Here is a 24,264-nt window from a genome sequence, read left to right on the forward strand (position 1 = left end):
CCAGGATCAAACTCTCCAATAAAGTTTGTCTAGCATCATAAATAAAAATTGACGTTTCACGTTGTTTGTTTCGTTCAGTTTTCAAAGAACTTGTTTGTCGCAGAAGCGACTTTACCAATATAACATTCCGTTACATTTTCGTCAACAACTTTTTTTATTTAAAAATTGTTTTCTTTTTTGTTTCTCGCGTTGTCTCTCGTGACAACGAATATAAATATATCAGTTCGCTTATTAAAATGCAATAGTTTTTTTAATAAAATTTTTAACCTAATAAAAAAGTATAAAATCAATACCAATCCACTATATAAAAATACCTTTCTCATTTCTTTTTAAATCTTAAGATAAGAGATCTTACTCTCTATAAATAGTAGGATTAAAAAAAGCTTTGGAGAAATCTCCAAAGCTTAGTCTTGTTTATGACGCATTGTAGGGAATAACAATACATCACGGATAGATGGTGAATTTGTTAATAGCATAACAAGGCGATCAATACCAATACCTAATCCACCAGTAGGAGGCATACCATATTCAAGAGCTTCGATATAATCATCGTCCATCATATGCGCCTCATCATTTCCTTGTTCACGCTCTTTTAATTGAGCTTCAAAACGTTCTTTCTGATCGATTGGATCATTTAATTCAGTAAATGCATTTGCATGTTCGCGTGCAACAATGAATAGTTCAAAACGATCTGTAAATCGTGAATCCTCATCGTTCTTTTTCGCAAGAGGCGAAATTTCTACTGGATGCCCGTAGATAAATGTAGGTTGAATTAACTTTTCTTCTACTTTTTGTTCAAAGAATTCGTTAATGATGTGACCAACTTCCATTGTATCTTTAATTTCTACATCATGTTCTTTCGCTAATGCACGCGCTTCTTCCACGCTCATTGGTTTCCAGAAGTCCACTCCACAATATTGTTTAATTGCATCTACCATATGAAGACGCGTCCATTCTGGTTCTAAATTAATTTCATGTTCACCATATTGGATTGTTGTTGTACCCAACACTCGCTTCGCAATATGAGCAATCATATTTTCTGTTAGTTTCATAATATCTTTATAGTCAGCATACGCTTCATATAATTCAATCATTGTAAATTCTGGATTATGACGTGTTGATACACCTTCATTACGGAAAACACGGCCAATTTCATATACTTTTTCTAGGCCGCCTACAATAAGACGTTTTAAATGCAACTCAATTGCAATACGCATATATAATTCCATATCTAATGCATTATGATGCGTAATGAACGGACGAGCAGATGCACCACCTGCAATTGTATGCATCATTGGTGTTTCTACCTCAAGATAGCCATTATCATCCAGATATCTTCTCATTTCACGGATGATTTTACTGCGAGTAACAAATGTTTCGCGACTCTCCATACTTGTGATTAGATCTAAGTAACGTTGACGATAACGTTGCTCAATATCTTTCAATCCATGGTATTTATCCGGAAGTGGACGAAGAGATTTCGTTAATAAAGTAAATGATGTTGCTTTTACAGAAAGTTCTCCAACATTTGTTTTGAAAACTTTCCCTTCAATTCCGACTAAGTCACCTAAATCAGCCGTTTTAAACAATTCATATTCTTCATCTCCAACAGCATCCTTACGAACGTAAATTTGAACTTGTCCATGTAAATCTTGAATATGCGCAAAACCAGCTTTCCCTTTACCGCGCTTTGTCATAATGCGCCCAGCAATAGAAACAGAAATTGCTTTTTCCTCTAATTCTTCTTTAGAGAACTCTCCATACAAGTTCAGTAACTCTTTTGATGAATGTGTACGTTCAAAACGTTTACCAAATGGATCGATACCTTGTTCACGTAAGTTATGTAGTTTCTCACGACGAACAAGTAATTGGTCGTTTAATTCTTCATGGTTCATGTTATCCATGGTATTGATATCACTCCAGCTCTATTTAATTTTACAATATATACAGTATATCATTTTCTATCCAACTAGAAAAACTGCCAGTAAGTAACTGACAGTTCTTCTTTCTTTCACGTAATTATAGGAAGCAAAAGACAGAATGTCAATCATTCCCTCTCGCTTCTCAACTGATATGAATATTTTCTTGTTTCGCTTCTACCTCTTCTACAAATGCACCTAATAGTGAAGCAAGATCTTCACGAGTATTACAAGCATTGATCCCATTGCGCACTCTCGCATTTCCGCGAACACCTTTTAAATACCAAGCTGCATGCTTCCTCATTTCGCGTACTGCAATATGCTCATTCTTTAAATCGATGAGACGATCTAAATGTAGCATACATACATCAACTTTCTCACGCGCTGTTGGTTCTGGCATTAATTCTCCAGTTTCTAAATACTTCACAGTACGATAAATCATCCACGGATTTCCAAGCGCTGCACGCCCAATCATAACCCCATCTACACCAATTTCATCTAGCATACGCTTAGCATCTTGCGGAGTTTCCACATCACCATTACCGATAACAGGAATATTCACCGCTTGTTTCACTTGTTTAATAATATCCCAATCTGCTTTACCCTCGTACATTTGAACACGCGTGCGTCCATGAACTGCTACAGCTTGACCTCCCGCACGTTCAACCGCTCTAGCATTTTCAATTGCGAAGATATGATCTTCATCCCAGCCAATACGCATTTTAACCGTAACTGGTTTTTCCACCGCATCAACAACTGCTGCTACCATTTCATATATTTTATTTGGGTCTAAAAGCCACTTTGCTCCCGCATCACATTTTGTAATTTTCGGAACTGGACACCCCATATTAATATCAATAATATCCGCCGTTGTATTTTGATCTACATATTTTGCAGCCTCAACAAGCGTCTCTTTCTCGCCGCCAAAAATTTGTAGACTTAGCGGCTTTTCTCTCTCATCAATATATAACATATCTAATGTTCTTTTATTATTAAATAAAATGGCCTTGTCACTTACCATTTCAGCACATACCAATCCCGCACCAAATTCCTTAACTGTTAAACGGAATGCAGAATTGCATACTCCCGCCATCGGTGCTAGTACCACTGGGTTCTTCATCTCAATGTTTGCAATCTTTAACACTCGACTAGCCCCTTTCATTATCCTTACTTTGGCATTAACTCATCTATTGAAATGTTCAATGTCTTTGCAACTTCTACAACAAAATCTTGAGAAGGTGATCTATTCCCTCTCTCAACTTCTCCTAAAACTGATACAGATACCCCTAATTCCTTCGCAAAGCTTTCTTGCGTATAACCTTTCAACTTCCGAAAAGCACGAATGCGTCTTCCCCATTTTTCTGCTTCCATACCGTTACTCCCTCTCGCCTTTTCATTTCTTCTACTTGTGAACGTGAAATATTTTGTTCTATATCTTGATTAATTTCTAACAACGGAACGATAACAAAAGCTCTTTCAAACATCCGCGGATGCGGAACAATAAGATTCTCTGTTTCAATATTGTCTTGATTATAAAGTAGAATGTCAAGGTCGATGGTCCTTGGACCCCATCTTATCTCCCTTTTTCTTCCTAATTCATTCTCAATCTTTTGTGTTACTGTTAATAGTTCTTGCGGCAATAAATTGGTAGAAATTTTTATGACTATATTTAAAAAGCGATTTTGATCTGTATATCCCACTGGGTCTGTTTCATAGACTGACGAAACATCTTCCACTTGAACATTAGAATTCTTATCCAATAAATCAACTGCTTGCGTTAAGTACGTATAGCGATCACCAATATTCGATCCTAAAGCAATATAAACTGTATTTTTCATGTTCGTTCTCTCGTTATTTCTACCGCTACAGAACGATAATGTCCTGGTATGGGAGGATCAGGTTTGATAACTTTTACTGTGCAACGCATCACACTTCCATACTGTTCCAATATATTTGCAGCTATATTTTCCGCTATACTTTCCACAAGTTTATATGTTCGTTCTTCTACAATCTGTCTACACAATTCAAACAGCTTTCCATAATTGACAGAATGCTCTAAGTTGTCACTTTCACCAGCTTTTTTTAAATCTAGTTCTACCGTTAAATCTACCTTAAATCTTTGTCCTAATTTATTCTCTTCCGGAAACACCCCGTGATAGCCGTAAAATTCCATATCATGAATATAAATTTTATCCAATCACTTTCCCCCCTTGCCAATCATTGCATCCATCATCTTTGCCATACGGGCCATTTCTTTCACATCATGAACACGAATCATTTCACAACCTTTAGCAATCCCAAGGCAAACTGATGCTCCCGTTCCTTCAATACGCTCTTCTACCGGTAAATCTAAAACATGTCCGATAAAAGACTTCCTTGAAGTTGCAAGAAGAACCGGATACCCTAATACATTCAATTGCTCTAAATTACGCATAACTTCTAAATTTTGTTCAGGTGTTTTAGCAAAACCAATACCTGGATCTAAAATAATGTTTTCATCACGTACGCCTGCATTTTTCGCAATCTTAACACTCTCATATAAATCTGCAATCATATCGGACATTACATTACGATAATTTGTATGATCGCGATTGTGCATTAAAATAATCGGTACATCATAATGAGCTGCTACTTCTGCGATTTTCGGCTCCGCTTTCGCTCCCCAAATATCATTAATAATGTGAGCTCCAGCTTCAATAGCCTGCTTTGCTACCTCTGCTTTATAAGTATCAATAGAAATAGGCACATTCACTTTCTTCGAAACAGCTTGTATAACGGGTAATACACGTGCTAATTCCTCTTCTACTGAAACTTTTGCAAAGCCTGGGCGCGTTGATTCTCCACCTATATCAATTAAATCCGCACCAGAACTCACCATTTCCTTCGCATGGCGAACAGCTGTTTCTAATTCATTATAACTTCCGCCATCAGAGAATGAATCTGGTGTTACATTCAAAATCCCCATGACTAATGTTTTTTCATTTAAATTTAATGTATATTCACCACAGCGCAAATCATAGTTCCATTTCAAGTTCTATATCTCCCCTCTACAATTCATTTCGGCTCCAAAGATTCTCTCTATGCATCTCATATACACCAATTAATTTTTTTGTAATCTCTCCCTCTTTCCCGGGGAAATCTCTTCCTTCTATATGGAGAAGCGGCACAATTTCTTGAATCGAATTTGTTACAAACACTTCTTCCGCTGTAAGTAATTCTTCTTTTGTAAATAAGCCTTCTTTTACTTTTATATTTAACATTTGGGCAACTTTTATAATAAATGCACGAGTAATTCCATTTAGAATTCCTGTATGAAGAGAAGGCGTATATAAAGCTCCTTCTTTTACAAAGAAAATATTTGAAACAATTCCTTCTGCTACGTAACCTTCCTTCGTAAAGAAGATTCCTTCTCTATTCGTTGCATTGCCAATTTCACGTTTTCCTAAAATATTATTTAAATAATGATGCGATTTCAAACGGAAATTTCCCTCTGGTGTATTTCGCACCTGTTTTAAAATAACCCCTTCCTTTTCTACTACTATATCTGGAGGGGTTAAAGGTTTGATAAATACAATGACAGATGGATTTTTGTATACGCCTGTTTGTAATCCTATTTCATCTATACCAGCTGATACATTAAAACGAATATAAGCATGCTTTAATTCGTTCCTTAAAAGCAACTCTTTAAGGATAGTAAGCATATCTCCTTTCTTCATATCCCATTCGATTTGCAGAGCAGCAAGAGCATCCATTAAACGTTCATAATGATCATCTAATAGAAACGGATGCCCATTATAAATGCGAAATGTCTCAAAAACACCAAGTCCATACAGGTACCCGTGATCATACGGAGAGATTTTCGCTTCCGTATCTTCTACATATGTACCATTCACATAAATTAACATGACACTGCACTCGAGCTATATTTCTGAATAAAGTTTTCCAATAGCTCTTTTCCATGAGAAGTCATTATCGATTCCGGATGAAACTGCACGCCTTCAATCGGCAATGTCTTGTGACGAAGCGCCATAATCTCTCCTTCTTCTGTCCAAGAAGTTACTTCTAAACATTCAGGCAATGTCTCTTTCTTTACAATTAAAGAATGATAACGAGTTGCTGTAAATGGATTGGGAATATCAGAAAAGATTGTTTTTTCATCATGATACATTTGTGAAGTTTTCCCATGCATGAAACGTTCCGCACGAACGACTTCTCCTCCAAATACTTGTGCAATTGATTGATGTCCTAAACACACACCGAAAATAGGAATTTTCCCAGCAAAATGTTTAATAACTGCCATACTAATACCAGCTTCATTCGGACTACAAGGACCAGGTGAAATCATTAAAAAATCAGGTTTCATATTCTCAATATCCGCAATGGTAATTTCATCATTACGCTTTACGACAAGTTTTTGTCCAAGCTCTCCAAGAAACTGCACTAAATTAAATGTAAAAGAATCATAATTATCGATCATTAATATCATTTCTCTCACCTAACCGTTTCTTCACTACGTTCTTTCGCACGCCATAAAGCGATTGCTTTTTTCAACGATTCTTTATACTCATTCTTCGGACTTGAATCAATGACAATTCCCGCTCCAGCTTGTACATATGCTTGACCATCTTTTGCAAGCAACGTTCGAATCACAATATTTAATTCCATATCTCCAGAGTACCCTATCCAACCTATTGATCCTGTATAAATACCGCGTCTTACAGGTTCTAACTCTTCTATAATTTCCATTGTACGTATTTTAGGCGCTCCCGTAATGGTACCACCAGGAAATACAGCTCTTACTAAATCAAAAGCATCCTTATCTTCACTCACTAAACCGCGAACATTCGAAACAATATGCATAACATGCGAGTATTTTTCAATTACCATAAATTCATCCACTTCAACTGTCCCATACTCACAAACTCTTCCTAAATCATTCCGCTCTAAGTCAACAAGCATTACATGTTCTGCACGTTCTTTTTCATTTTCAATGAGCTCCTTCGCTAATCTTTCATCTTCTTGTTCATTATCCCCGCGAGAACGTGTTCCTGCAATCGGTCTTGTACTCACCTTATTTCCTTGTTTTTTAATTAATAATTCCGGTGAGCCGCTCACAATTTGAAAATCCCCAAGTTCTAAGTACCCCATGTATGGGGATGGATTGATTTCCCTTAAGCTTGTATAAATTTCAAAAGGGTGTGTTTGCAGTGTTTTTTCTTGTCTTGTAGAAAGGTTCACTTGAAACACATCTCCTGCTCCAATATACTCTTGAATACGCTCAACCGCATGTATAAATCCTTCTTCTGTGAAAGCTACAACTTCTTTTTCGTTTGCCTGGCTTTCAAATGGAATTTTCACTTGAGGGGCTTCCTTCATCCAAAGTTCTTCCCAATCTCTCAAGCGTTGTTCTGCATTTTCACGTTCCTCTACATAATGCGTAATAATCCATAATACCTTTTCATGATGATCGTATACAAACACATCATCAAATAATAGAAAGAATATGTCAGGTATATCCACATCATCCTTTGCAATTGAAGGCAATTTCTCAATGTAACGAATACAATCATAACTAAAATATCCGATTGCCCCCCCTTGAAATGGCGGATAATCTGGATTGTGATCTGTTTTCCATTGCTCCATATATTTTTGCATTAAATTTAATGGATTCCCATATTCTATTGTTTCCTTACCATTTTCACTTATATGCAACGTTTCATTCTTCCCACGAATGACCGCTACAGGATCGAGTCCTACAATACTATAGCGACCTCCGCGCCCACTTTCTAACAAAATATGTTGCGTCTTGTACTGAGAGAGAAACTTATATTGCTTAAAGAAATCAAAATGATATGGAATAGAGAGCGCCAAAGATTTCCTTTGCTGCATATCAACACCCCATCTTCTTTTATCCCACTCCCCTAGTCTGATTATCTCAAATCACCAATAACTGATATGAAACACTCATCCATGAGAGCTAATGAAAATAAAATAACTTTACTACTTATTTTACATGAAGTTTTCTAGTCATTCACTCTTTTCCTATTTCCAAAAGAAAAAAGCATCCCTTTTCAGGAATGCTTTTTTCTAGCAACACAAATTATGATTCAAATTGGTAAAGAGGGGTACTTAAATAGCGTTCACCGTTACTTGGAATGACCACAAGAACCTTTTTCCCTTTACCAAGTTTTTTCGCAACTTCTGTTGCAGCATAAATAACAGCACCTGAAGAAATACCGACTAAAATCCCTTCTTCACGAGCTACTTTTCTTGCATATTCAAATGCTTGTTCTGTCTTCACTTGAATGATTTCATCATATATTTCTACGTCCAATGTTTCCGGAACAAATCCAGCTCCAATTCCTTGGATTTTATGTGGACCTGGTTTTCCACCCGATAGTACAGGAGAGTCTGCTGGCTCGACTGCATAAATTTTAATGTCTTTATACGTTTCTTTTAATACTTCCCCAGCACCAGTAATTGTGCCGCCAGTACCAATTCCTGCGATAAATGCATCTAATTGGTCACCCATCTGCTCAACAATTTCTGGACCTGTTGTTAAACGATGAATTTCTGGGTTTGCTGGATTTTGGAATTGTTGTGGCATGAAATAACCGTTCTCTTTTGCTAATTCCGTCGCCTTACGAATTGCGCCACCCATTCCTTCTGAACCTGGAGTTAGTACCAATTCTGCCCCGTAAGCTCGAAGTAAATTACGGCGTTCCATACTCATTGTCTCCGGCATTACTAAAATTGCTTTATATCCTTTTGCAGCTGCCACCATCGCTAAGCCAATCCCTGTGTTACCACTTGTTGGCTCAATGATTGTATCGCCCTCTTTTAATAAACCTTTTTTCTCAGCAGCTTCGATCATAGATAATGCAATACGATCTTTCACGCTACTTCCAGGATTCATAAATTCTAATTTTAAATATATATCTGCACTGTCTTGCTCTACGATGCGGTTCAACTTAACGATCGGCGTTTTCCCGATTAATTCTGAAACTGATTGTGCCACTCGCATTCCTGTCACTCCTAACACCGAGTATTTTTATTGGTTTTCTCCACATTAATATCTTGTCAGAAAATTCTTCATTTGTCAATCTATTTAAACAACATGTTATCTCTATATATTACTCATATTATAGTGTTTCAATTAACTGTTTAATATCATCTTTAGAAAATTTATATCGCTCATTGCAAAAATGACAATGTACTTCAGTTTCCTCTTCTTCCCCACGTATTTGTTCTAATTCTGCCTTACCTAAACTAATCAGCACACTTTCAATACGCTCTCGTGAACATGTACAATTAAATTGTACGTCCATCGTTTCTAACACTTTTACGTTTTCTTCTCCTAATATCTCATTTAAAATCCCTTCAGGAGAAAGTCCTTTTTCAATCATTGTTGAAACAGGAGGGATTTTTTGTAGACGCTCTTCAATAAATGAAATTGTCTCTTCTTGCGCTCCCGGCATAATTTGCAAAATGAAACCGCCCGCTGCTAATATACTATCATCACCATTCACAAGAACACCAACCCCTACTGAAGAAGGAGTTTGTTCAGAGACAGCAAAATAATACGTAAAATCTTCTCCTAGTTCACCTGATACAATCGGAGACTGTCCAATAAACGGTTCACGCATACCGATATCTTTAATTACTGTTACATTCCCTTCTGTACCTACCGCTTGATATACTCTCAATTTCCCTTGTTCTGTTGATTCAAAATCAACATGTGGATTTGTTACATATCCGCGCACATCACCATTCGCATGCGCATCGATGACAATCGGACCAATTGGGCCATTCCCCTCTACTTTAATTGTTAATTTTTGCTCCCCTTTTAACATGGCCCCCATCATTGCACCAGCTGTCAAAGAACGCCCAAGTGCAGCAGAAGCTGTTCTCCATGTATCATGTCGTCTTTGCGCTTCACTGACCATATTTGTTGTACGCACACTATATGCACGGACTTCCCCATCAAACGCTAACGCTTTTACTAAATAATCTTTCATAATTTATTCACCTTTCTCATGTTGTAAAATTGCATTACGCTCATATAACATGTATAAACCTTTTAATGTTAAAAATGGATCGACAATATCAATTACATTAGATTCTTCAGCAATCAATTTTGCTAATCCTCCTGTCGCAATTACAGTAGGTTCTTGCTTAGCTTCTTCTTTCATACGCTTCACAATACCTTCTACTTGTCCAACATACCCATAAAGAATTCCCGCTTGCATTGCACTTACAGTATTTTTACCAACAATGCTACTTGGTTTTGTTATTTCAATACGAGGAAGCTTGGCAGCTCGGCTATATAAAGCTTCTGCAGAAATCATAATTCCAGGTGTAATCACACCACCCATATAATGTTTCTCTTCGTTAATATAGCAATATGTAGTAGCTGTACCAAAATCAACAATAATAAGTGGGCTTCCGTATAATTGAATACCAGCTACAGCATTTACAATGCGATCCGCCCCAACTTCACGCGGGTTCTCATATTTTATATTTAAGCCTGTTTTGATTCCTGGGCCTACTACAAGCGGTTTAATTTTAAAATACTTCTCACACATACGCTCTAAAGCAAACATAATTGGTGGTACAACAGAAGAAACAATAATCCCTTTTATATCTCCAAAGGAAAGACCTTCATGCTCAAGAAGTTGCTTTATCAGCATGCCATATTCATCTTCTGTTTTATGACGGTCTGTTTCCATACGCCAATGCTGACAAAGCTTCCCTTCCTCAAACACGCCAAGTACCGCATTTGTATTCCCTACATCCAATACAAAAATCATATTCTCACCACTTATCTTATTTAATCTATATTTGTGTAGTATGTACAAAACTTATAATGCCATCATATCACACATACCCATATAGTCGGCTTCTCCATCTTCCCCATTTTACAAAAAGATTGTTCATCATTTCAATTTTTAATATGCGCAACTCTAAAATATATGTACCTGTATGGTCACATATCCAAAATAAAAAGGAGTGACGATCGTCACTCCTTCGTTTCACCTTCATCCTCTGCATTTTCATCATCTTTTTTCATCGTAATGTTTACCTTTACATCACTTTCAGATGATTTTTTACGCTCAGGTAAAGTACCATGTTCATATAAATGATTGATTTGCTCCGCATCTAACGTTTCTACTTCAAGTAACGTTTTAGCGATAATATCAAGCTTATCTCGTTTTTCAGTTAGGATTTGTTTTGCACGAGCATAACATTCTTTCATAATGTTTTGCATTTCCATATCAATTTGATGTGCAATTGCATCACTATAGTTTTGCTCAGAATGGAAGTCTCTTCCTAAGAACACTTGACCACCCTGCGAACTACCAAATTGCATTGGACCTAACTTATCACTCATACCAAATTCTGTTACCATACGTCTAGCAATACCAGTCGCACGTTGGAAATCGTTATGAGCTCCTGTACTTACTTCACCAAATACAATTTCCTCAGCCACTCGACCACCAAGTAAACCGGTAATCTTATCAAGCAATTCTGGTTTTGTCATGAAATAACGATCTTCTTTTGGAAGCATTACTGCGTATCCACCAGCTTGACCGCGAGGAACAATTGTTACTTTATGAACGATATCTGCCTCATCCAGCACAACACCAATGACAGTGTGTCCTGCTTCGTGGAAGGCAACAATATTTCGTTCTTTTTCAGAAATAACACGACTTTTCTTAGCTGGACCTGCAATAACTCGATCCGTTGCTTCATCAATATCAGACATGTCAATTTTCTTCTTATTTTGACGCGCAGCCACTAATGCCGCTTCGTTTAATAAGTTCTCAAGATCTGCACCAGAGAATCCTGGCGTACGAGTTGCAATCGCTCTTAAATCGATATCTTCATCAAGCGGTTTATTACGAGCATGTACTTTCAATACTGCTTCACGTCCATTCACATCTGGACGATCCACTGTAATTTGACGGTCAAAACGTCCTGGACGTAATAACGCTGGGTCAAGAATATCTGGACGGTTTGTCGCGGCGATGATAATAATACCTTCATTCGCACCGAATCCATCCATTTCTACAAGAAGTTGGTTTAACGTTTGTTCACGCTCATCATGACCACCGCCAAGACCCGCGCCACGTTGACGACCTACTGCATCAATTTCATCAATAAAAATGATACAAGGTGCATTTTTCTTTGCATTTTCAAATAAATCACGCACACGAGAAGCACCGACACCAACGAACATCTCTACGAAATCAGAACCACTAATAGAGAAGAATGGCACGCCAGCTTCACCTGCAACAGCACGTGCAAGCAATGTTTTACCAGTACCTGGAGGTCCAACTAATAGAACCCCTTTCGGAATACGAGCACCTACTTCAGCGAACTTACGAGGATCTTTCAAGAATTCAACAACCTCAACAAGTTCTTGCTTTTCTTCGTCAGCTCCAGCTACATCTCTGAAGCGTACTTTTTTCTTTTCGTCATTATATAACTTCGCCTTACTTTTACCAAAGTTCATAACACGACTACCGCCGCCTTGTGCTTGGTTTAGTAAGAAGAAGAATAAAATGAAGAGAATAACAAACGGAATGATTGAAGTAAAGAATGTCACCCAAGCACTTGTTTCTTCTGCTGGTTGATACTTCACTTCTACTCCTTTCACCTTCTCATTAATTTTCTTTTGTAATTCCTCAGTATTAGGTGCATAAGTAACGAATTGTTCACCTTGACTAGAGTTAGTGAATTGTCCTTTTACTTCAAATACACCATTTTTTGGTTGAAGTTGCACATTACGCACTTCACCTTGTTCAAGTCTAGCAATGAATTTGTCGTAGCTAACTGACGTCGTTTTTTGCGTTGAACCATTGAAAAAGCTCACGATTCCAATTACTACTAAGAATATCAGTAAATAAAAGATGGTATTACGGAAGATACGATTCATTCCTAACCTCCTCTCACGGCATAAACACTATAGTAAATCGTAACATAGAAAAACTTTCCTATACAATTATAACGCCTGTATTTAATTAATTTGAGTAAACATTTGGTTTTAATACTCCTACATAAGGCAGATTACGATATTGCTCTTTATAATCTAAACCGTAGCCTACAACAAATTCATGTGGAACAGTAAATCCAACATAATCCGCTTTAAGGTCTACTTTTCGACCAGTTGGCTTATCTAGAAGCGTAACAATTTTTACAGATTTTGCTTTACGATATTTGAATAAATCTACTAAGTAGCTTAATGTCAGACCGCTATCAATAATATCTTCAACGATTAAAATATCGCGACCTTCTACAGAAGTATCAAGGTCTTTCAAAATCTTCACTTCACCTGTTGAAACTGTAGAATGACCGTAACTAGATACAGCCATAAAATCCATTTCAAGATATGTATCTGTTCTCTTTAATAAATCTGCCATAAAAGGCATTGCCCCTTTTAATACACCGATTGCAAGAGGTACGGTATTCTTATACTCCTCCGCAATGATTGCACCTAGTTCGCGCACCTTTTCCTGTATTTGCTCCTCAGAAATTAATACTTTTTCAATATCTTGATTCATCATTTCATTATCCTCCCGGAAGACTCCTTGCTTTTGTAGTGAATAATTATATATTTATCTTTGTTTGCTACTTTTGGCGAAATAGCAAATGCAGATCGTTTCAACAAGGGAACCCAAATAATGTTTCCACTTGCATCACAAACAATCGGCCATTCTTCTCTTTTTTCCTTTGGTACTTTCGCTTCGATAAAGATAGTTTTTATCTTTTTTGTGCCGCTCATACCTTGTATTGACATACGATCTCCATTTTCTCGAGAGCGAACCAAAAGAGGATATGACATATCATTATACTTAGCGACAAATACCATTTCATTCATGTCACTCGGTATTTCCTCTATTACTTCTGCTATAAGCTTATCTCCATTCGCTAATGTAACTGCACCAGGTATGGATAAAACTTCAGAAAAAGGGGTAACAATTTCTTGTTCAAATCGGAAACTGCATTCTTCATATGAACGAACAATTTTTAAACCTTCTGGGAAATCTAGCGATCCTGATGGTTGTATCCGTTTGAAAAACGCAATTACTTTGTCAATATGTATAGAAGAAAGCGAAGATGGAATCTTATATTCATAAAGATAGTTTAATATTAGTTGAATCCCTCTCCTTTGTAAAGGCATAGACAAGGATTCAAAGGCAGGAATTGATAAGACAAGATATTTATCACTTTTTTTCGTAATTACTTTATTCATCTTTTCAAAAGCTAATTCCTGCAAATAGGCCTCATCCTCTTGCATAAGCTGACTAAATTTTTGAAAGTGCTCATGCACCTGAGGATTTTCTTCTTTTAAATAAGGCAAAACATACTTACGTAGTCGATTTCTTGTATATACTTCTTTTTTATTACTTGAATCTATACGCGGCATAATGCCTAACTGGTCGCAGTAATCTAAAATTTCTTCCTTTGTCACTGCCAATAAAGGCCTAATTAAATATCCATTATGAAAAGGGCGCTTCACAGCAATACCAGCATATCCTTGCGGAGTACTCCCGCGCACGAGACGCATCAGAATCGTTTCTACTTGATCATCTCCATGATGACCAAGCGCGACATATCCTGCATCATATTTCCTCATTATTCTTTCCAAAAATGCATATCGACATTCCCTTGCAGCTACCTGCGCATTCATTCCATGTTGCTGTTGATATTGCAAAACATTAATTCTTATCGTTTCACAAAGAATCCCAAGTTCATGGCAAAGATTTTCTACAAATTGTAAATCTTCGTAGGATTCATCTCCTCTAAACATATGATCTACATGCGCGACAACAATTGTTAAATTCTTCGCTTCTCTTTTTTCTAACAAATAATATAGTAGAGCTAAGGAGTCAGGTCCTCCTGAAACTCCTACAACAATGGTTGAATGTTCCTCTAATACACCATGCTGCTTTGCAAATCTATCCACTTTTTCAACAAATGAATTTTTCAACTTCGCATTCACCCTTCATTAAAGCCAAACAATAACATACTTTACCTTGATTATAATGGTACAACTTTTACAAACTTTGTGCAAAAAAAAGATGTACAAAAATCATTTTTTATCTTACATCCTTTATTACAATAAAAACCATATTTCTCTCATACAAAAAGGCCTAGAGCTTCTAGGCCTTACGACAATTTACTATTGCGCCTGCATACCTACAATGGGAATTGTAGCCCATTTTGGCATATTTTTCTTCACCTTTGCAACTACAATTGTCATATCATCATGAATATACCCATCACCCGAGCGAATGACTTCTTCCATAATAATGTCAGCAATCTCTTGTGGATCATCTGTTTGCAGCTCTTTAATTTTACGCTTCATCCATACTTCATGATTTTCAACATGTTGCGCCCCTTCGAAAATCCCATCGCTCATCATAATGAGAATATCCCCTGTTTTTAGTTGTTCACCTACAACATCTACTTCAACATCCTCAATAATCCCCATCGGTAAATTACTTGCTTCTATTTTTATAATGTTATTTCCACGCTTCACAAAGCTTGGTGTTGAACCAATTTTTAAAAACTTAGCGCTCGCATCTCGCAAATCTACCATAGCTAAATCAAGCGTCGTAAACATTTCTTCAGTTGTTCTTAAAGAAAGAATCGAATTAATAGCTTTAATTGCAATCTCCTCATCAATACCAGATTGCAATATTTTGTGTAGTAGTTTTACCGTCTCCTTACTTTCCATATGAGCTCTTTGTCCATTACCCATTCCATCGCTTATGGCTAGAGCATATTTTCCTACACTTAAATCCATCATTGCATAAGAGTCTCCAGATACAAATCCTCCCCCCTTAGCTGCTGTGGCAAGTCCTGTATCAAGTGAAAATGTTTTTGCAGACCCAAATGAGATAAGACTATGACCATTTGGATAAGCAGATCGCTCTTCATGTTTAACAACAATATTCTCTTTTAAAATATCAGAAAGCATTGGGGCAACTAACTTTTCGCATTCTCCATGCTCGTTAGACATAGCTGGAATCATCATTTCAATATCGATACTTCCCCTATCTAAACAATAAATATCCACATGCTCTATCTCAACACCAAAATCTCGTAATGCTTGTAAAATTTGTTCTTCTTGTGCTTGATGATTCTCTCTTTCTTTCTGAATTTCTTTCGCAAAGTCCTCCATGACCTTTGAAACACCTAGTAGCTGCTCCGCAACAATTCTACGATTTTCCTTCATTTGTCTTCGCAATTTTTGCCCTTCATAAAAATGATCTAATTCACTCCCTACTAAATCCGTCACTTTCTTTCCTCTTACACAATACTTGTCCCACTCACGAACTAATTTACGATTATGTTGAAGTGTCCCAGCCTCGGTTTCGTCCATAATCTGTTTCATATAATCGTACGTCTTATCAAAATTCACAACCCAACATTGATCTTTCTTAAAACAAGTTTGACATGTTTTCGCAGTAACGGTACTTAAAAACAAATCTGCTTCTTCCTCTTTATCTTCTTCTCCTACATATCCATACACCGAAAAACTATTTGACAATGCGGAAAATACATTTGCAAACTGATTAATTTTATTTGCTGTAACGTCACGCATTCTCCGTAAATATTGCTGCTGATCCTGCGAATGTTCTTGTGTCCCTGGCATAAACTTAGCAATTCGATCTATTATTGTTTTTGGTGTTAACATAAACAACACAATTGCTATACCGGATTCTATTAACGTTGTAATAATACTTGTTTGTTTATCTACATACAATGTAATTAAGCTTGTACCAATCAATAACCCTAAACTTACTCCAATTCGCTTTCCTTCTCTTAACAATCCTCCAAGCAATCCAGAAAAGGCTAATAAACTAAGTTGGGATAGGCTGGATACATTCGCCAAACTTAATATCAATCCAGTTACAACACCCACTGTTGAACCAGTCGCTGCTCCTGCAACGAAGGCAAACAATAATACTAAATATCTCGTAAAAATATGCTGAATAGAAGCGTCATAAATAAACCAATCTGTTGTACCTGTAAGTACAGACGCTAATAATATAATCAAGCAAACAATTTCTTCGGTTTCTAAGGCTTGTTGCTTTCCCCTTCTTTCTGTTAACAACGGAACGCTTTGTAAAAAAATCATCGTCAATACAAAACTAAGTCCTGCTTCTATTGTACTTACAAGCAAATCGTACATGGTAACTGTTTGTTGTGCGAAATAAACAACAATAAGATGTGCGGTTAATGCGGAGATAAAAACTTGAAATGGTACAAGTCCAACAGTTTTGCGTGTAAATCGCTTAAAGAAGATATTATAAATGAAGAAAGTAAAAATAGATGAAAAAGTAAAAAGTAAATTATCTATCGAAACAGAAAGCGCTCCACCCATAAGAGCTAAAAACGCAAGTGCCATCTTATCTCGTTTCATTACATATACAGCAGCAAAAAACGGTAATGCGAATGGTAAAATATTCGTTAATATATATGCTCGTCCTAAAAGAAAGCCGATTAAAACGATTACAAACCCCCATCTAAAGAATACATGCTCCAACTTCATCCTCACCTTACTTGTCCACCTTATTGCGCTAAACTGACCATCACCCATCGCTAATACACTTGTATTCATTGTATCCCGTCCTGCTTTAGGCATATTTTTAACACCACCTGCATAGTTTAATTATTGTCATTATAAAAGATGATGTTTAGGATTTTTGTCAAAACAACAGATATTCTCCTCATAATCGTTCGACTTTTTATTCAAAATAAACCTATATATATACAAATAGCCAAAAAAATAAAATAGAAAATAAATTTTTTCCTGAAATTAAATGGTGTTTTTGTAGAATTATCGAATATATTTATAAAAAAAAGATCATGCAAATTTGCATGATCTTTTTTTAGATGACCCGTACGGGATTCGAACCCGTGTTACCGCCGTGAAAGGGCGGTGTCTTAACCACTTGACCAACGGGCCGTTAAATTAAAATATAGCGGCGGAGGGGATCGAACCCCCGACCTCACGGGTATGAACCGTACGCTCTAGCCAGCTGAGCTACACCGCCATGTCGTCTTATTTAACGGACAATTAGTATCTTATATCAAATTCATTTCAAAGTCAACATATTTGAAAAAGTTTTTTATTCTTTTTTTCACAAATATATTCATATAAAAAAGCGCCCTAAGTAAATTACCCCGGGCACCTCTCTATATGTTAGAAATAAAATGGTTTTATCCGCGACGCGCGCCTCGGCCACCACGTTTAGATTCTGTATTACGCTTTAAAGAAGTTAATCGATCTTCACTATCTTTTAAAAAGCGTGCCATTTTTTGCTCAAACGTTTCTTTCTGGTTGCGGCTATCATTACCACGGTTATCTCTGTTAAAAGAGCGATTGCGTTGTGGACGTCCAGAACGTTGTTCACCGCGTGGACGATCGCCCTCAGTTTTTTCACGTTCTTTAGCTTTCTTTATAGACAGGCCAATTTTCCCATCTTTTTCAACATTAATAACTTTTACTTCTACTTCGTCGCCAACTTTTAAATGATCATTAATATCTTTTACATAATTATCAGCAACTTCACTAATATGAACAAGACCTGTTAAGCCTTCTGGCAGCTCCACAAAAGCCCCAAAATTTGTAATACCTGTTACTTTACCCTGTAACTTGCTGCCTACCTCAATTGACATAAAAAAAATGCTCCTCCTTAGTGGTTAAAAAGTCAAATTTTACTTTATTATATATAATCCTAAAATATAGTGTCAATAAGACATACTCTACTTAGAAACAGGAAAAATTATCTCTCCTTTTCCAGAGAAGAAATAATCCCTTCTAGCAATCTTTAAAACATACTCTTCATCATTCAACTTTTGAATATCACTTTTTAATTTTTTTTCTTCCTTCGTTAGTGCTTCCAATTCCTTCTTCATGTCTTCAACCTTTGCTTCTCGAGCTTTAATAGAACTATTTTGCTGATAAAATGTTACACTAACACTTACAATAATTGTAAAAGCAAAAACAAGAAAAACCGTTAAACGGCGATAAAGTCGCTTCCTGTTGTCATTTGTTTGTATTATATGTTCCCTTACAGAATTTGGATTCTTTTTTTCAATCACTCTTTGTTTCAGTTCCCTCATTTCCGAGGTCCCCCTAACTTCTGTTTTAGCTGCCTCCATATCTTGAAAATATATTCTTTCCATTTCTTCAAATATTCTAGGAGTCCCGCATATTTCTCTATAAAAAGTTTAACATGGTTAGGGAGAAGTTTCCATATGAGTGACGCAATAAATCGAAAAGGCCAGAAAAAAACTTTCCACACAAAAAGTACGATTAAAGTCAAGAACTTCCATAAAACATGTCCGACAGAAAGTAGCATGCGAAATAAAAATAATATAAGTGCAATCATAAGCTGCGTCATGACAACAACCGGCTTGATCAAGAGCTGTTTAATCATTTGAATAGCAAATTGAATCATTTGCATAGAAATGTAAATGAGAAAGTTCAATACCTTCATGTACAATGATTTCAGTAGACTTTGATATGCAGCAAAACCACATAGTAACGCAACAAATACATAAACACGCAGTTCTGCTTCATTTACAAGTAATAATATATAAAAGACAAATAGTGCTTGGACAATCCAAAATAGTATATCATTCATAAATACAATCCATCGTTTACGCTGTTGGCGTTTTAAAAAACGTTGGTATGTATCTAAAGACGCACCAATCCAAGCGCCCATCCCAATCATCGAAAGCATTGTATACAATTGCACCGTTAGACTCATTTAAACAACTTACTAAAGAAGCCTTTAGCTTTCTCCCCTTGATTCTCATCAATATAAAGCATCTCATAAATTTTCCCTTTAATGGATACAATCCCTTTTTCAACATCTAAATTTTTCATCTGCAAATTTTGACCACGAATCGTTAAAAACCCCATGACAGTCTCTAACAAAAATTCTTCACTATCAAAACTCTCTACTTGTTTTACACCGGTAATATCAATTACACGTCTCCCACGCATAATAATATCATGCTCTACAGACCCGTTTTGCTGGTTAGAAGATATAGTTGAATAACTATTATTCACGAAGAATCCCCCCATAGCTTGATATTAGCTAATAGTAATGTATGAGGGGAGAAATAAATTTAGAACAAGCCTTCTTCAGCTTTTACTTTTTCTTCACGAATGACAGTATACATATTAGCAGCATCTTCTTTTTTCGTCGTTTCTTTTAACTCATTTATTTTCACAGTTACTACTTTTTGACCAAATCGAATTGTAAGTTCATCTTCTACCTTCACAACTGAACTTGCTTTTGCAACTTGTCCATTAATTGAAATTCGTCCTTGATCTGCCACTTCTTTTGCCAATGTTCTTCTCTTAATTAAACGTGATACTTTTAAAAATTTATCTAAGCGCATCTCATTTCCCCCTATTTATTCTCTACTTGTTTTGCTTCCTCCCACAAAACGTCTAATTGTTCTAATGTGAATTGTTGTATTTCTTTATTCATCTCAGCTATTTTTGCTTCCATATATAAAAAGCGGCGCATAAATTTTTCATTTGTAACATGAAGTGCTTCTTCTGGATTTAAATTATAATAGCGAGCTATATTAACAAATGCAAACAATACATCACCAAACTCACCTAACATTTTTTCTCGATCCATTTTCTCTACTTCTTGTTGAAACTCTTCCCATTCCTCTAATGCTTTCTCTTTCATCGGCTGAACATCAGCCCAATCAAATCCAACTTTCCCTGCCTTCTTTTGGATTTCATAAGCACGCATTAGTTGCGGTAAGCCTTTCGGTATACCTGCTAAAACAGACTCTCTTACATTTCCTTTTTCTTTCTTCTTAATTTCTTCCCAATTTGAAAGAACGTCCTCCTCATCTTTAACATCTACTTCACCAAATACATGTGGATGACGACGCACCATTTTCTCAGATAGCGTTTGAATGATGTCATCGATAGAGAACCACCCTTCATCTTCTCCAATTTGAGCATGAAGCATAACTTGTAATAATACATCACCAAGCTCTTCAACTAAGTGATCATCGTCTTCTTCATCAATTGCCTCTAATACTTCATATGCTTCTTCTATTAAGTATTTCTTTAAGGATTGATGTGTTTGTTTTTTATCCCAAGGGCAACCATTTGGCCCGCGAAGTTCCGCAATAATTTCGCGCAGCACATCGAATTGTTGATACAACACTTTCCGTTCTTTCACTGGAGGTACATACACACTCGTTAAATTGTTCAGCCTTGTCTCATGATCTAACATATATAACGGTACTTTTTTCACTTCTTCAAAAGATGTCCCTGCCGCTGTTACAATATATACCTCATATTCATCAGGCAACATTTCCATTAATGTCAACTTTACATCCGATGCGACGAATACATCATATACTTGACAAAAAATCAAATGGTGTCGCAATTCCAATTGCCCGCGTTCAAATGAGGTAGCATCAACAAATTGAAATCCCTCAATCGGATCAATTTTCAAGCTAGAAAACATCGGATCGAGAAAGCTTTGTCCACCTTCAATCCGAATCTCAACTTGCTCTTGTTTTCCCTTTTCTAATAGTAATTGAACGGTTCTTTCTGCAACAAGCGGATGACCGGGTACCGCATAAATAATTTCCGTATTTTGCGCTTTTTCTAGCAGTTCTTTTACAATTGTTTCATATACAATTTCAAATGTATCATGCGCTTCATATATATGATCAAAAGCTGTGTACTGAATCCCTTCTTTTTCTAATTCTTCAATCACAGGGTGTTCTTTTGTGCGCACATACATATGCGATGCTTCTTTTATCTTTTTATATACACCCATTGTTAGCTGGTCTAACTCACCAGCTCCTAATCCTAACACTGTAATTACTCCACTCACAGAAGTCACCTCTATCCACTCTTCTTCAAGGAATCTTTTATTTTATCTTGCTTCATAAAAGTTCCCAGTTCTTCTTTTGTAAAAACAGACATTTTCAAAATGAAAAATCCGTATATAAGAACGCCAACTCCTACTCCTAATAAGGCCTCAACTGATGCAAAAATTCGGCTCATATGACCTAAGCTTTCAAATATATTTATAAAAACCATCAATGTAACAGCCATACCTATACCGCTAATCATTACTTTCGTCAATTGCCGCTTTTCAATAAGTGCTTCGTCTACAATTCGAACAAGTAAACCACCGTTTAACAATGCGATACTAAGAAGTGCTAGTACAGTTGCAATCGCAGCCCCTGCTATTCCTATATATGGCATCAATATATAATTAAGTACTACCTTTAAACAACTTCCTAGTACAACAAAAAGCGCTGGCTTTAACGTTTGCCCTAATCCTTGTAAAATAGACGCAGTTGTAATAGATAATGAACTAAATAAAATGGATATAGCTAAAATCGCTAATACACCTGACCCATTACTATTCTCAAATAACATCATATTGGTTGGCTTTATAATGCAAGCTAGTCCAACTGCTGCTGCAAGTCCAATGACAATCGTTATTTTTATCGCCAACTTTACCTTTTCTCTAATAAATACGTAATCTCCTCTTGTTCTTGCCGCTGTAATAAGCGGAATAAGCGAAAGCGAGAACGATGTCGTTACAACTGTCCCAAGCTGCATTAACGGAATACTTCTATCATAAACCCCTTTTAACATTTTAGCGATTTCTGCTGGTTCTCCAGCATGAATAAGCAAAGTATAAAAAGAGAGGGAATCTGCCATTTGAATAAAAATTAAAACTAAATTACTTACACAAATACCAATTCCTTGCCAAAAGAGCATACGAATTATGGCTTTTTTATTTCGAATCCTTTTCCATCTTTGCAAGAAAATTGATTGGAAATCTTGGCGCATATAAAGAAGCAGTATAATCATACCAATCAGCCCACCAGCAACTGATCCAAACATTGCTCCAGCCCCAACTGTATATAAATCAAATCCATGAGCTATAAGAAATAATGATAACAATACAATAATAGATACACGAACACTTTGTTCCATTACCTGCGAAACAGCTGTCGGCATCATCTCATTAAATCCTTGAAAGTATCCTCTTGCTACAGATAAAAAAGGCATCAATAAAAACGAAAACGAAATAACTCTCAGCAATTTATATAGTTGTATATCTCCCATCACTAACGCAATAGTATGAGCACCAAAAAATAAAGTGAAAAAGCCAAGGCTACCAATTCCTAATAAGAACCAAAAAGAAACACAAATGATTTCTTCTGCTTCCTTTCGCCTACCTTGTTCCAAACGTTCCGCTATCATCTTAGAAATAATGATTGGAAAACCATACGTAGCTAGGATTAGGCAAAATCCATAAAAGGGGTAAATCTGCTGATAAATATAAAACCCGATATCCCCCGCTATATTTTGATATGGAATACGGTAAAAGGCGCTTAACACTTTTGTAACAAAACTGGCAACTGTCAATATAATTGCCCCGCGCCAAAAGGCTTGATACTTCTTCGCTTCCATACGAGAAAACTCCTTTTCTATTCTCATCTTCCGTATTATATCACAAAGAAAAAAGCAGAATTCTATTTGAAACAATCTCATCCTGAGCGGATAAAAAATAATAAATATACGAGGAATATAAAAAAGGTAGCAAAAGTAGCTACCCTTTTTATAAATATTTATCTTCACACAACAGTTATATTTTCTAATAAGGAAAAATTCTAATTAGGAAAGGTTATTATTTATAAATGGTTATATTGCTTATTGCTCCATTTGCTTAGCTAAAAAGCCTGCAGCAGTATCTACAGCTTTATGCTCTACCTCAGTTATAACTGTATCCTTCGAGAAAATGATAACAGCTCCAATTGGATCTCCATTGGCGACAATAGGACCAATCGTATAAGAATGAGCCTTTTCAGTTACCCCTTCAATAATTGAAATTTCACTTTCATCTGTCATAATAACAGACTTTCTTTCTTCCATTATCCTTTCAATTAAATCACCGATGCTTTTATTTAAGTATTCTTTTTTAGATACCCCCGCTACAGCAATAACGGAATCTCGATCACATACGAGTACATTATGTCCTAAGCTATCATATAAAGCATCTGCATATTCTTTTGCAAAATCACCTAATTCACTAATTGGAGAATATTTTTTTAAAATCACTTCTCCATCGCGATCAACAAATATTTCTAGTGGATCTCCCTCGCGAATACGTAAAGTTCTACGGATTTCTTTTGGAATTACCACCCTACCTAAATCATCAATTCGACGTACGATTCCAGTTGCTTTCATTCTAATGCTGCCTCTCTTTCTACTGATGATGAAAGTGGTGAAATTACCTGTTCATGTAAA

The 24,264-nt window shown here is 36.3% G+C and carries 24 protein-coding genes and 2 tRNA genes; all 26 read right to left on the reverse strand.

What is annotated here, in order from left to right:
• Positions 1 to 404: 404 nt before the first annotated feature.
• The 26 genes from lysS to spoVT all read right to left on the reverse strand — a co-directional run bounded on the left by lysS (position 405) and on the right by spoVT (position 24,204).
• Entirely contained in the window at positions 405 to 1,904 is a 1,500-nt protein-coding gene (gene lysS / locus MR056_RS19395) for a lysine--tRNA ligase (RefSeq protein WP_011983216.1), read from the reverse strand.
• 160 nt (positions 1,905 to 2,064) lie between these two features.
• On the reverse strand, positions 2,065 to 3,063 hold the full coding sequence (gene dusB / locus MR056_RS19400; protein ID WP_011983215.1) for a tRNA dihydrouridine synthase DusB: 999 nt from the start codon (positions 3,061 to 3,063) through the stop codon (positions 2,065 to 2,067).
• Positions 3,064 to 3,086: 23 nt separating this feature from the next.
• Positions 3,087 to 3,290, reverse strand: a complete 204-nt coding sequence (locus tag MR056_RS19405; protein ID WP_041809355.1) for a helix-turn-helix domain-containing protein — start codon at positions 3,288 to 3,290, stop codon at positions 3,087 to 3,089.
• Positions 3,242 to 3,757, reverse strand: coding sequence for a 2-amino-4-hydroxy-6-hydroxymethyldihydropteridine diphosphokinase (gene folK / locus MR056_RS19410; protein WP_011983213.1), 516 nt, complete (start codon positions 3,755 to 3,757; stop codon positions 3,242 to 3,244). The genes MR056_RS19405 and folK overlap by 49 nt, the downstream gene beginning before the upstream one ends.
• Positions 3,754 to 4,116 carry a dihydroneopterin aldolase gene (gene folB, locus MR056_RS19415; RefSeq protein WP_011983212.1) on the reverse strand — a complete coding sequence of 121 codons (363 nt, stop codon included), beginning with the start codon at positions 4,114 to 4,116 and terminating at the stop codon, positions 3,754 to 3,756. Before folB ends, folK begins: the two co-directional genes overlap by 4 nt.
• The gene (gene folP / locus MR056_RS19420) at positions 4,117 to 4,950 is read right to left on the reverse strand and encodes a dihydropteroate synthase (RefSeq protein ID WP_011983211.1); all 834 of its coding nucleotides are present in this window, start codon (positions 4,948 to 4,950) and stop codon (positions 4,117 to 4,119) included. It abuts the gene before it with no gap.
• A 16-nt stretch (positions 4,951 to 4,966) separates the two neighbouring features.
• Complete coding sequence (gene pabC, locus MR056_RS19425; RefSeq protein WP_011983210.1) at positions 4,967 to 5,824, reverse strand: aminodeoxychorismate lyase; 858 nt, start codon at positions 5,822 to 5,824, stop codon at positions 4,967 to 4,969.
• The gene (pabA, locus tag MR056_RS19430) at positions 5,818 to 6,405 is read right to left on the reverse strand and encodes an aminodeoxychorismate/anthranilate synthase component II (RefSeq protein ID WP_011983209.1); all 588 of its coding nucleotides are present in this window, start codon (positions 6,403 to 6,405) and stop codon (positions 5,818 to 5,820) included. Before pabA ends, pabC begins: the two co-directional genes overlap by 7 nt.
• A gap of 5 nt (positions 6,406 to 6,410) precedes the next feature.
• Positions 6,411 to 7,808, reverse strand: coding sequence for an anthranilate synthase component I (trpE, locus tag MR056_RS19435; RefSeq protein ID WP_011983208.1), 1,398 nt, complete (start codon positions 7,806 to 7,808; stop codon positions 6,411 to 6,413).
• A 211-nt stretch (positions 7,809 to 8,019) separates the two neighbouring features.
• Positions 8,020 to 8,943 (reverse strand): cysteine synthase A, encoded by a 924-nt coding sequence (gene cysK / locus MR056_RS19440; RefSeq protein WP_087097519.1) that lies wholly within the window; start codon positions 8,941 to 8,943, stop codon positions 8,020 to 8,022.
• 118 nt (positions 8,944 to 9,061) lie between these two features.
• Positions 9,062 to 9,937 carry an Hsp33 family molecular chaperone HslO gene (gene hslO / locus MR056_RS19445; RefSeq protein ID WP_048721177.1) on the reverse strand — a complete coding sequence of 292 codons (876 nt, stop codon included), beginning with the start codon at positions 9,935 to 9,937 and terminating at the stop codon, positions 9,062 to 9,064.
• Between the two features lie 3 nt (positions 9,938 to 9,940).
• A complete protein-coding gene (locus MR056_RS19450) occupies positions 9,941 to 10,729 on the reverse strand; it encodes a type III pantothenate kinase (RefSeq protein WP_011983205.1) in 789 nt (262 codons plus the stop codon).
• Between the two features lie 209 nt (positions 10,730 to 10,938).
• Complete coding sequence (ftsH, locus tag MR056_RS19455) at positions 10,939 to 12,858, reverse strand: ATP-dependent zinc metalloprotease FtsH (RefSeq protein ID WP_011983204.1); 1,920 nt, start codon at positions 12,856 to 12,858, stop codon at positions 10,939 to 10,941.
• Positions 12,859 to 12,943: 85 nt separating this feature from the next.
• Positions 12,944 to 13,486 carry a hypoxanthine phosphoribosyltransferase gene (hpt, locus tag MR056_RS19460; RefSeq protein WP_048721181.1) on the reverse strand — a complete coding sequence of 181 codons (543 nt, stop codon included), beginning with the start codon at positions 13,484 to 13,486 and terminating at the stop codon, positions 12,944 to 12,946.
• A complete protein-coding gene (gene tilS, locus MR056_RS19465) occupies positions 13,483 to 14,913 on the reverse strand; it encodes a tRNA lysidine(34) synthetase TilS (protein ID WP_011983202.1) in 1,431 nt (476 codons plus the stop codon). Before tilS ends, hpt begins: the two co-directional genes overlap by 4 nt.
• Positions 14,914 to 15,105: 192 nt before the next feature.
• Entirely contained in the window at positions 15,106 to 17,577 is a 2,472-nt protein-coding gene (spoIIE, locus tag MR056_RS19470) for a stage II sporulation protein E (RefSeq protein WP_140388374.1), read from the reverse strand.
• Positions 17,578 to 17,829: 252 nt separating this feature from the next.
• Positions 17,830 to 17,901, reverse strand: a tRNA-Glu gene (locus MR056_RS19475).
• Positions 17,902 to 17,915: 14 nt separating this feature from the next.
• A tRNA-Met gene (locus MR056_RS19480) sits at positions 17,916 to 17,989 on the reverse strand.
• 166 nt (positions 17,990 to 18,155) lie between these two features.
• Positions 18,156 to 18,614, reverse strand: coding sequence for a S1 domain-containing RNA-binding protein (locus tag MR056_RS19485; protein ID WP_011983200.1), 459 nt, complete (start codon positions 18,612 to 18,614; stop codon positions 18,156 to 18,158).
• A gap of 87 nt (positions 18,615 to 18,701) precedes the next feature.
• Positions 18,702 to 19,061 (reverse strand): cell division protein DivIC, encoded by a 360-nt coding sequence (gene divIC / locus MR056_RS19490; RefSeq protein WP_011983199.1) that lies wholly within the window; start codon positions 19,059 to 19,061, stop codon positions 18,702 to 18,704.
• Positions 19,058 to 19,711: a spore cortex biosynthesis protein YabQ gene (yabQ, locus tag MR056_RS19495; RefSeq protein ID WP_041809349.1), complete on the reverse strand. Its 654-nt coding sequence runs from the start codon at positions 19,709 to 19,711 to the stop codon at positions 19,058 to 19,060. Before yabQ ends, divIC begins: the two co-directional genes overlap by 4 nt.
• Positions 19,708 to 20,016 (reverse strand): sporulation protein YabP, encoded by a 309-nt coding sequence (gene yabP, locus MR056_RS19500; RefSeq protein WP_011983197.1) that lies wholly within the window; start codon positions 20,014 to 20,016, stop codon positions 19,708 to 19,710. Before yabP ends, yabQ begins: the two co-directional genes overlap by 4 nt.
• Before the next feature lie 59 nt (positions 20,017 to 20,075).
• The gene (locus MR056_RS19505; protein ID WP_011983196.1) at positions 20,076 to 20,351 is read right to left on the reverse strand and encodes an RNA-binding S4 domain-containing protein; all 276 of its coding nucleotides are present in this window, start codon (positions 20,349 to 20,351) and stop codon (positions 20,076 to 20,078) included.
• Positions 20,352 to 20,362: 11 nt separating this feature from the next.
• On the reverse strand, positions 20,363 to 21,826 hold the full coding sequence (yabN, locus tag MR056_RS19510) for a bifunctional methyltransferase/pyrophosphohydrolase YabN (protein ID WP_011983195.1): 1,464 nt from the start codon (positions 21,824 to 21,826) through the stop codon (positions 20,363 to 20,365).
• A gap of 11 nt (positions 21,827 to 21,837) precedes the next feature.
• Positions 21,838 to 23,427 (reverse strand): putative polysaccharide biosynthesis protein, encoded by a 1,590-nt coding sequence (locus MR056_RS19515; RefSeq protein WP_011983194.1) that lies wholly within the window; start codon positions 23,425 to 23,427, stop codon positions 21,838 to 21,840.
• Positions 23,428 to 23,667: 240 nt separating this feature from the next.
• Positions 23,668 to 24,204 carry a stage V sporulation protein T gene (gene spoVT, locus MR056_RS19520; RefSeq protein ID WP_011983193.1) on the reverse strand — a complete coding sequence of 179 codons (537 nt, stop codon included), beginning with the start codon at positions 24,202 to 24,204 and terminating at the stop codon, positions 23,668 to 23,670.
• Between the last annotated feature and the right edge of the window lie 60 nt (positions 24,205 to 24,264).

This window comes from Bacillus cereus group sp. BfR-BA-01360 (genome assembly GCF_022663595.1).
GTDB classification, from domain to species: Bacteria; Bacillota; Bacilli; order Bacillales; family Bacillaceae_G; genus Bacillus_A; species Bacillus_A cytotoxicus.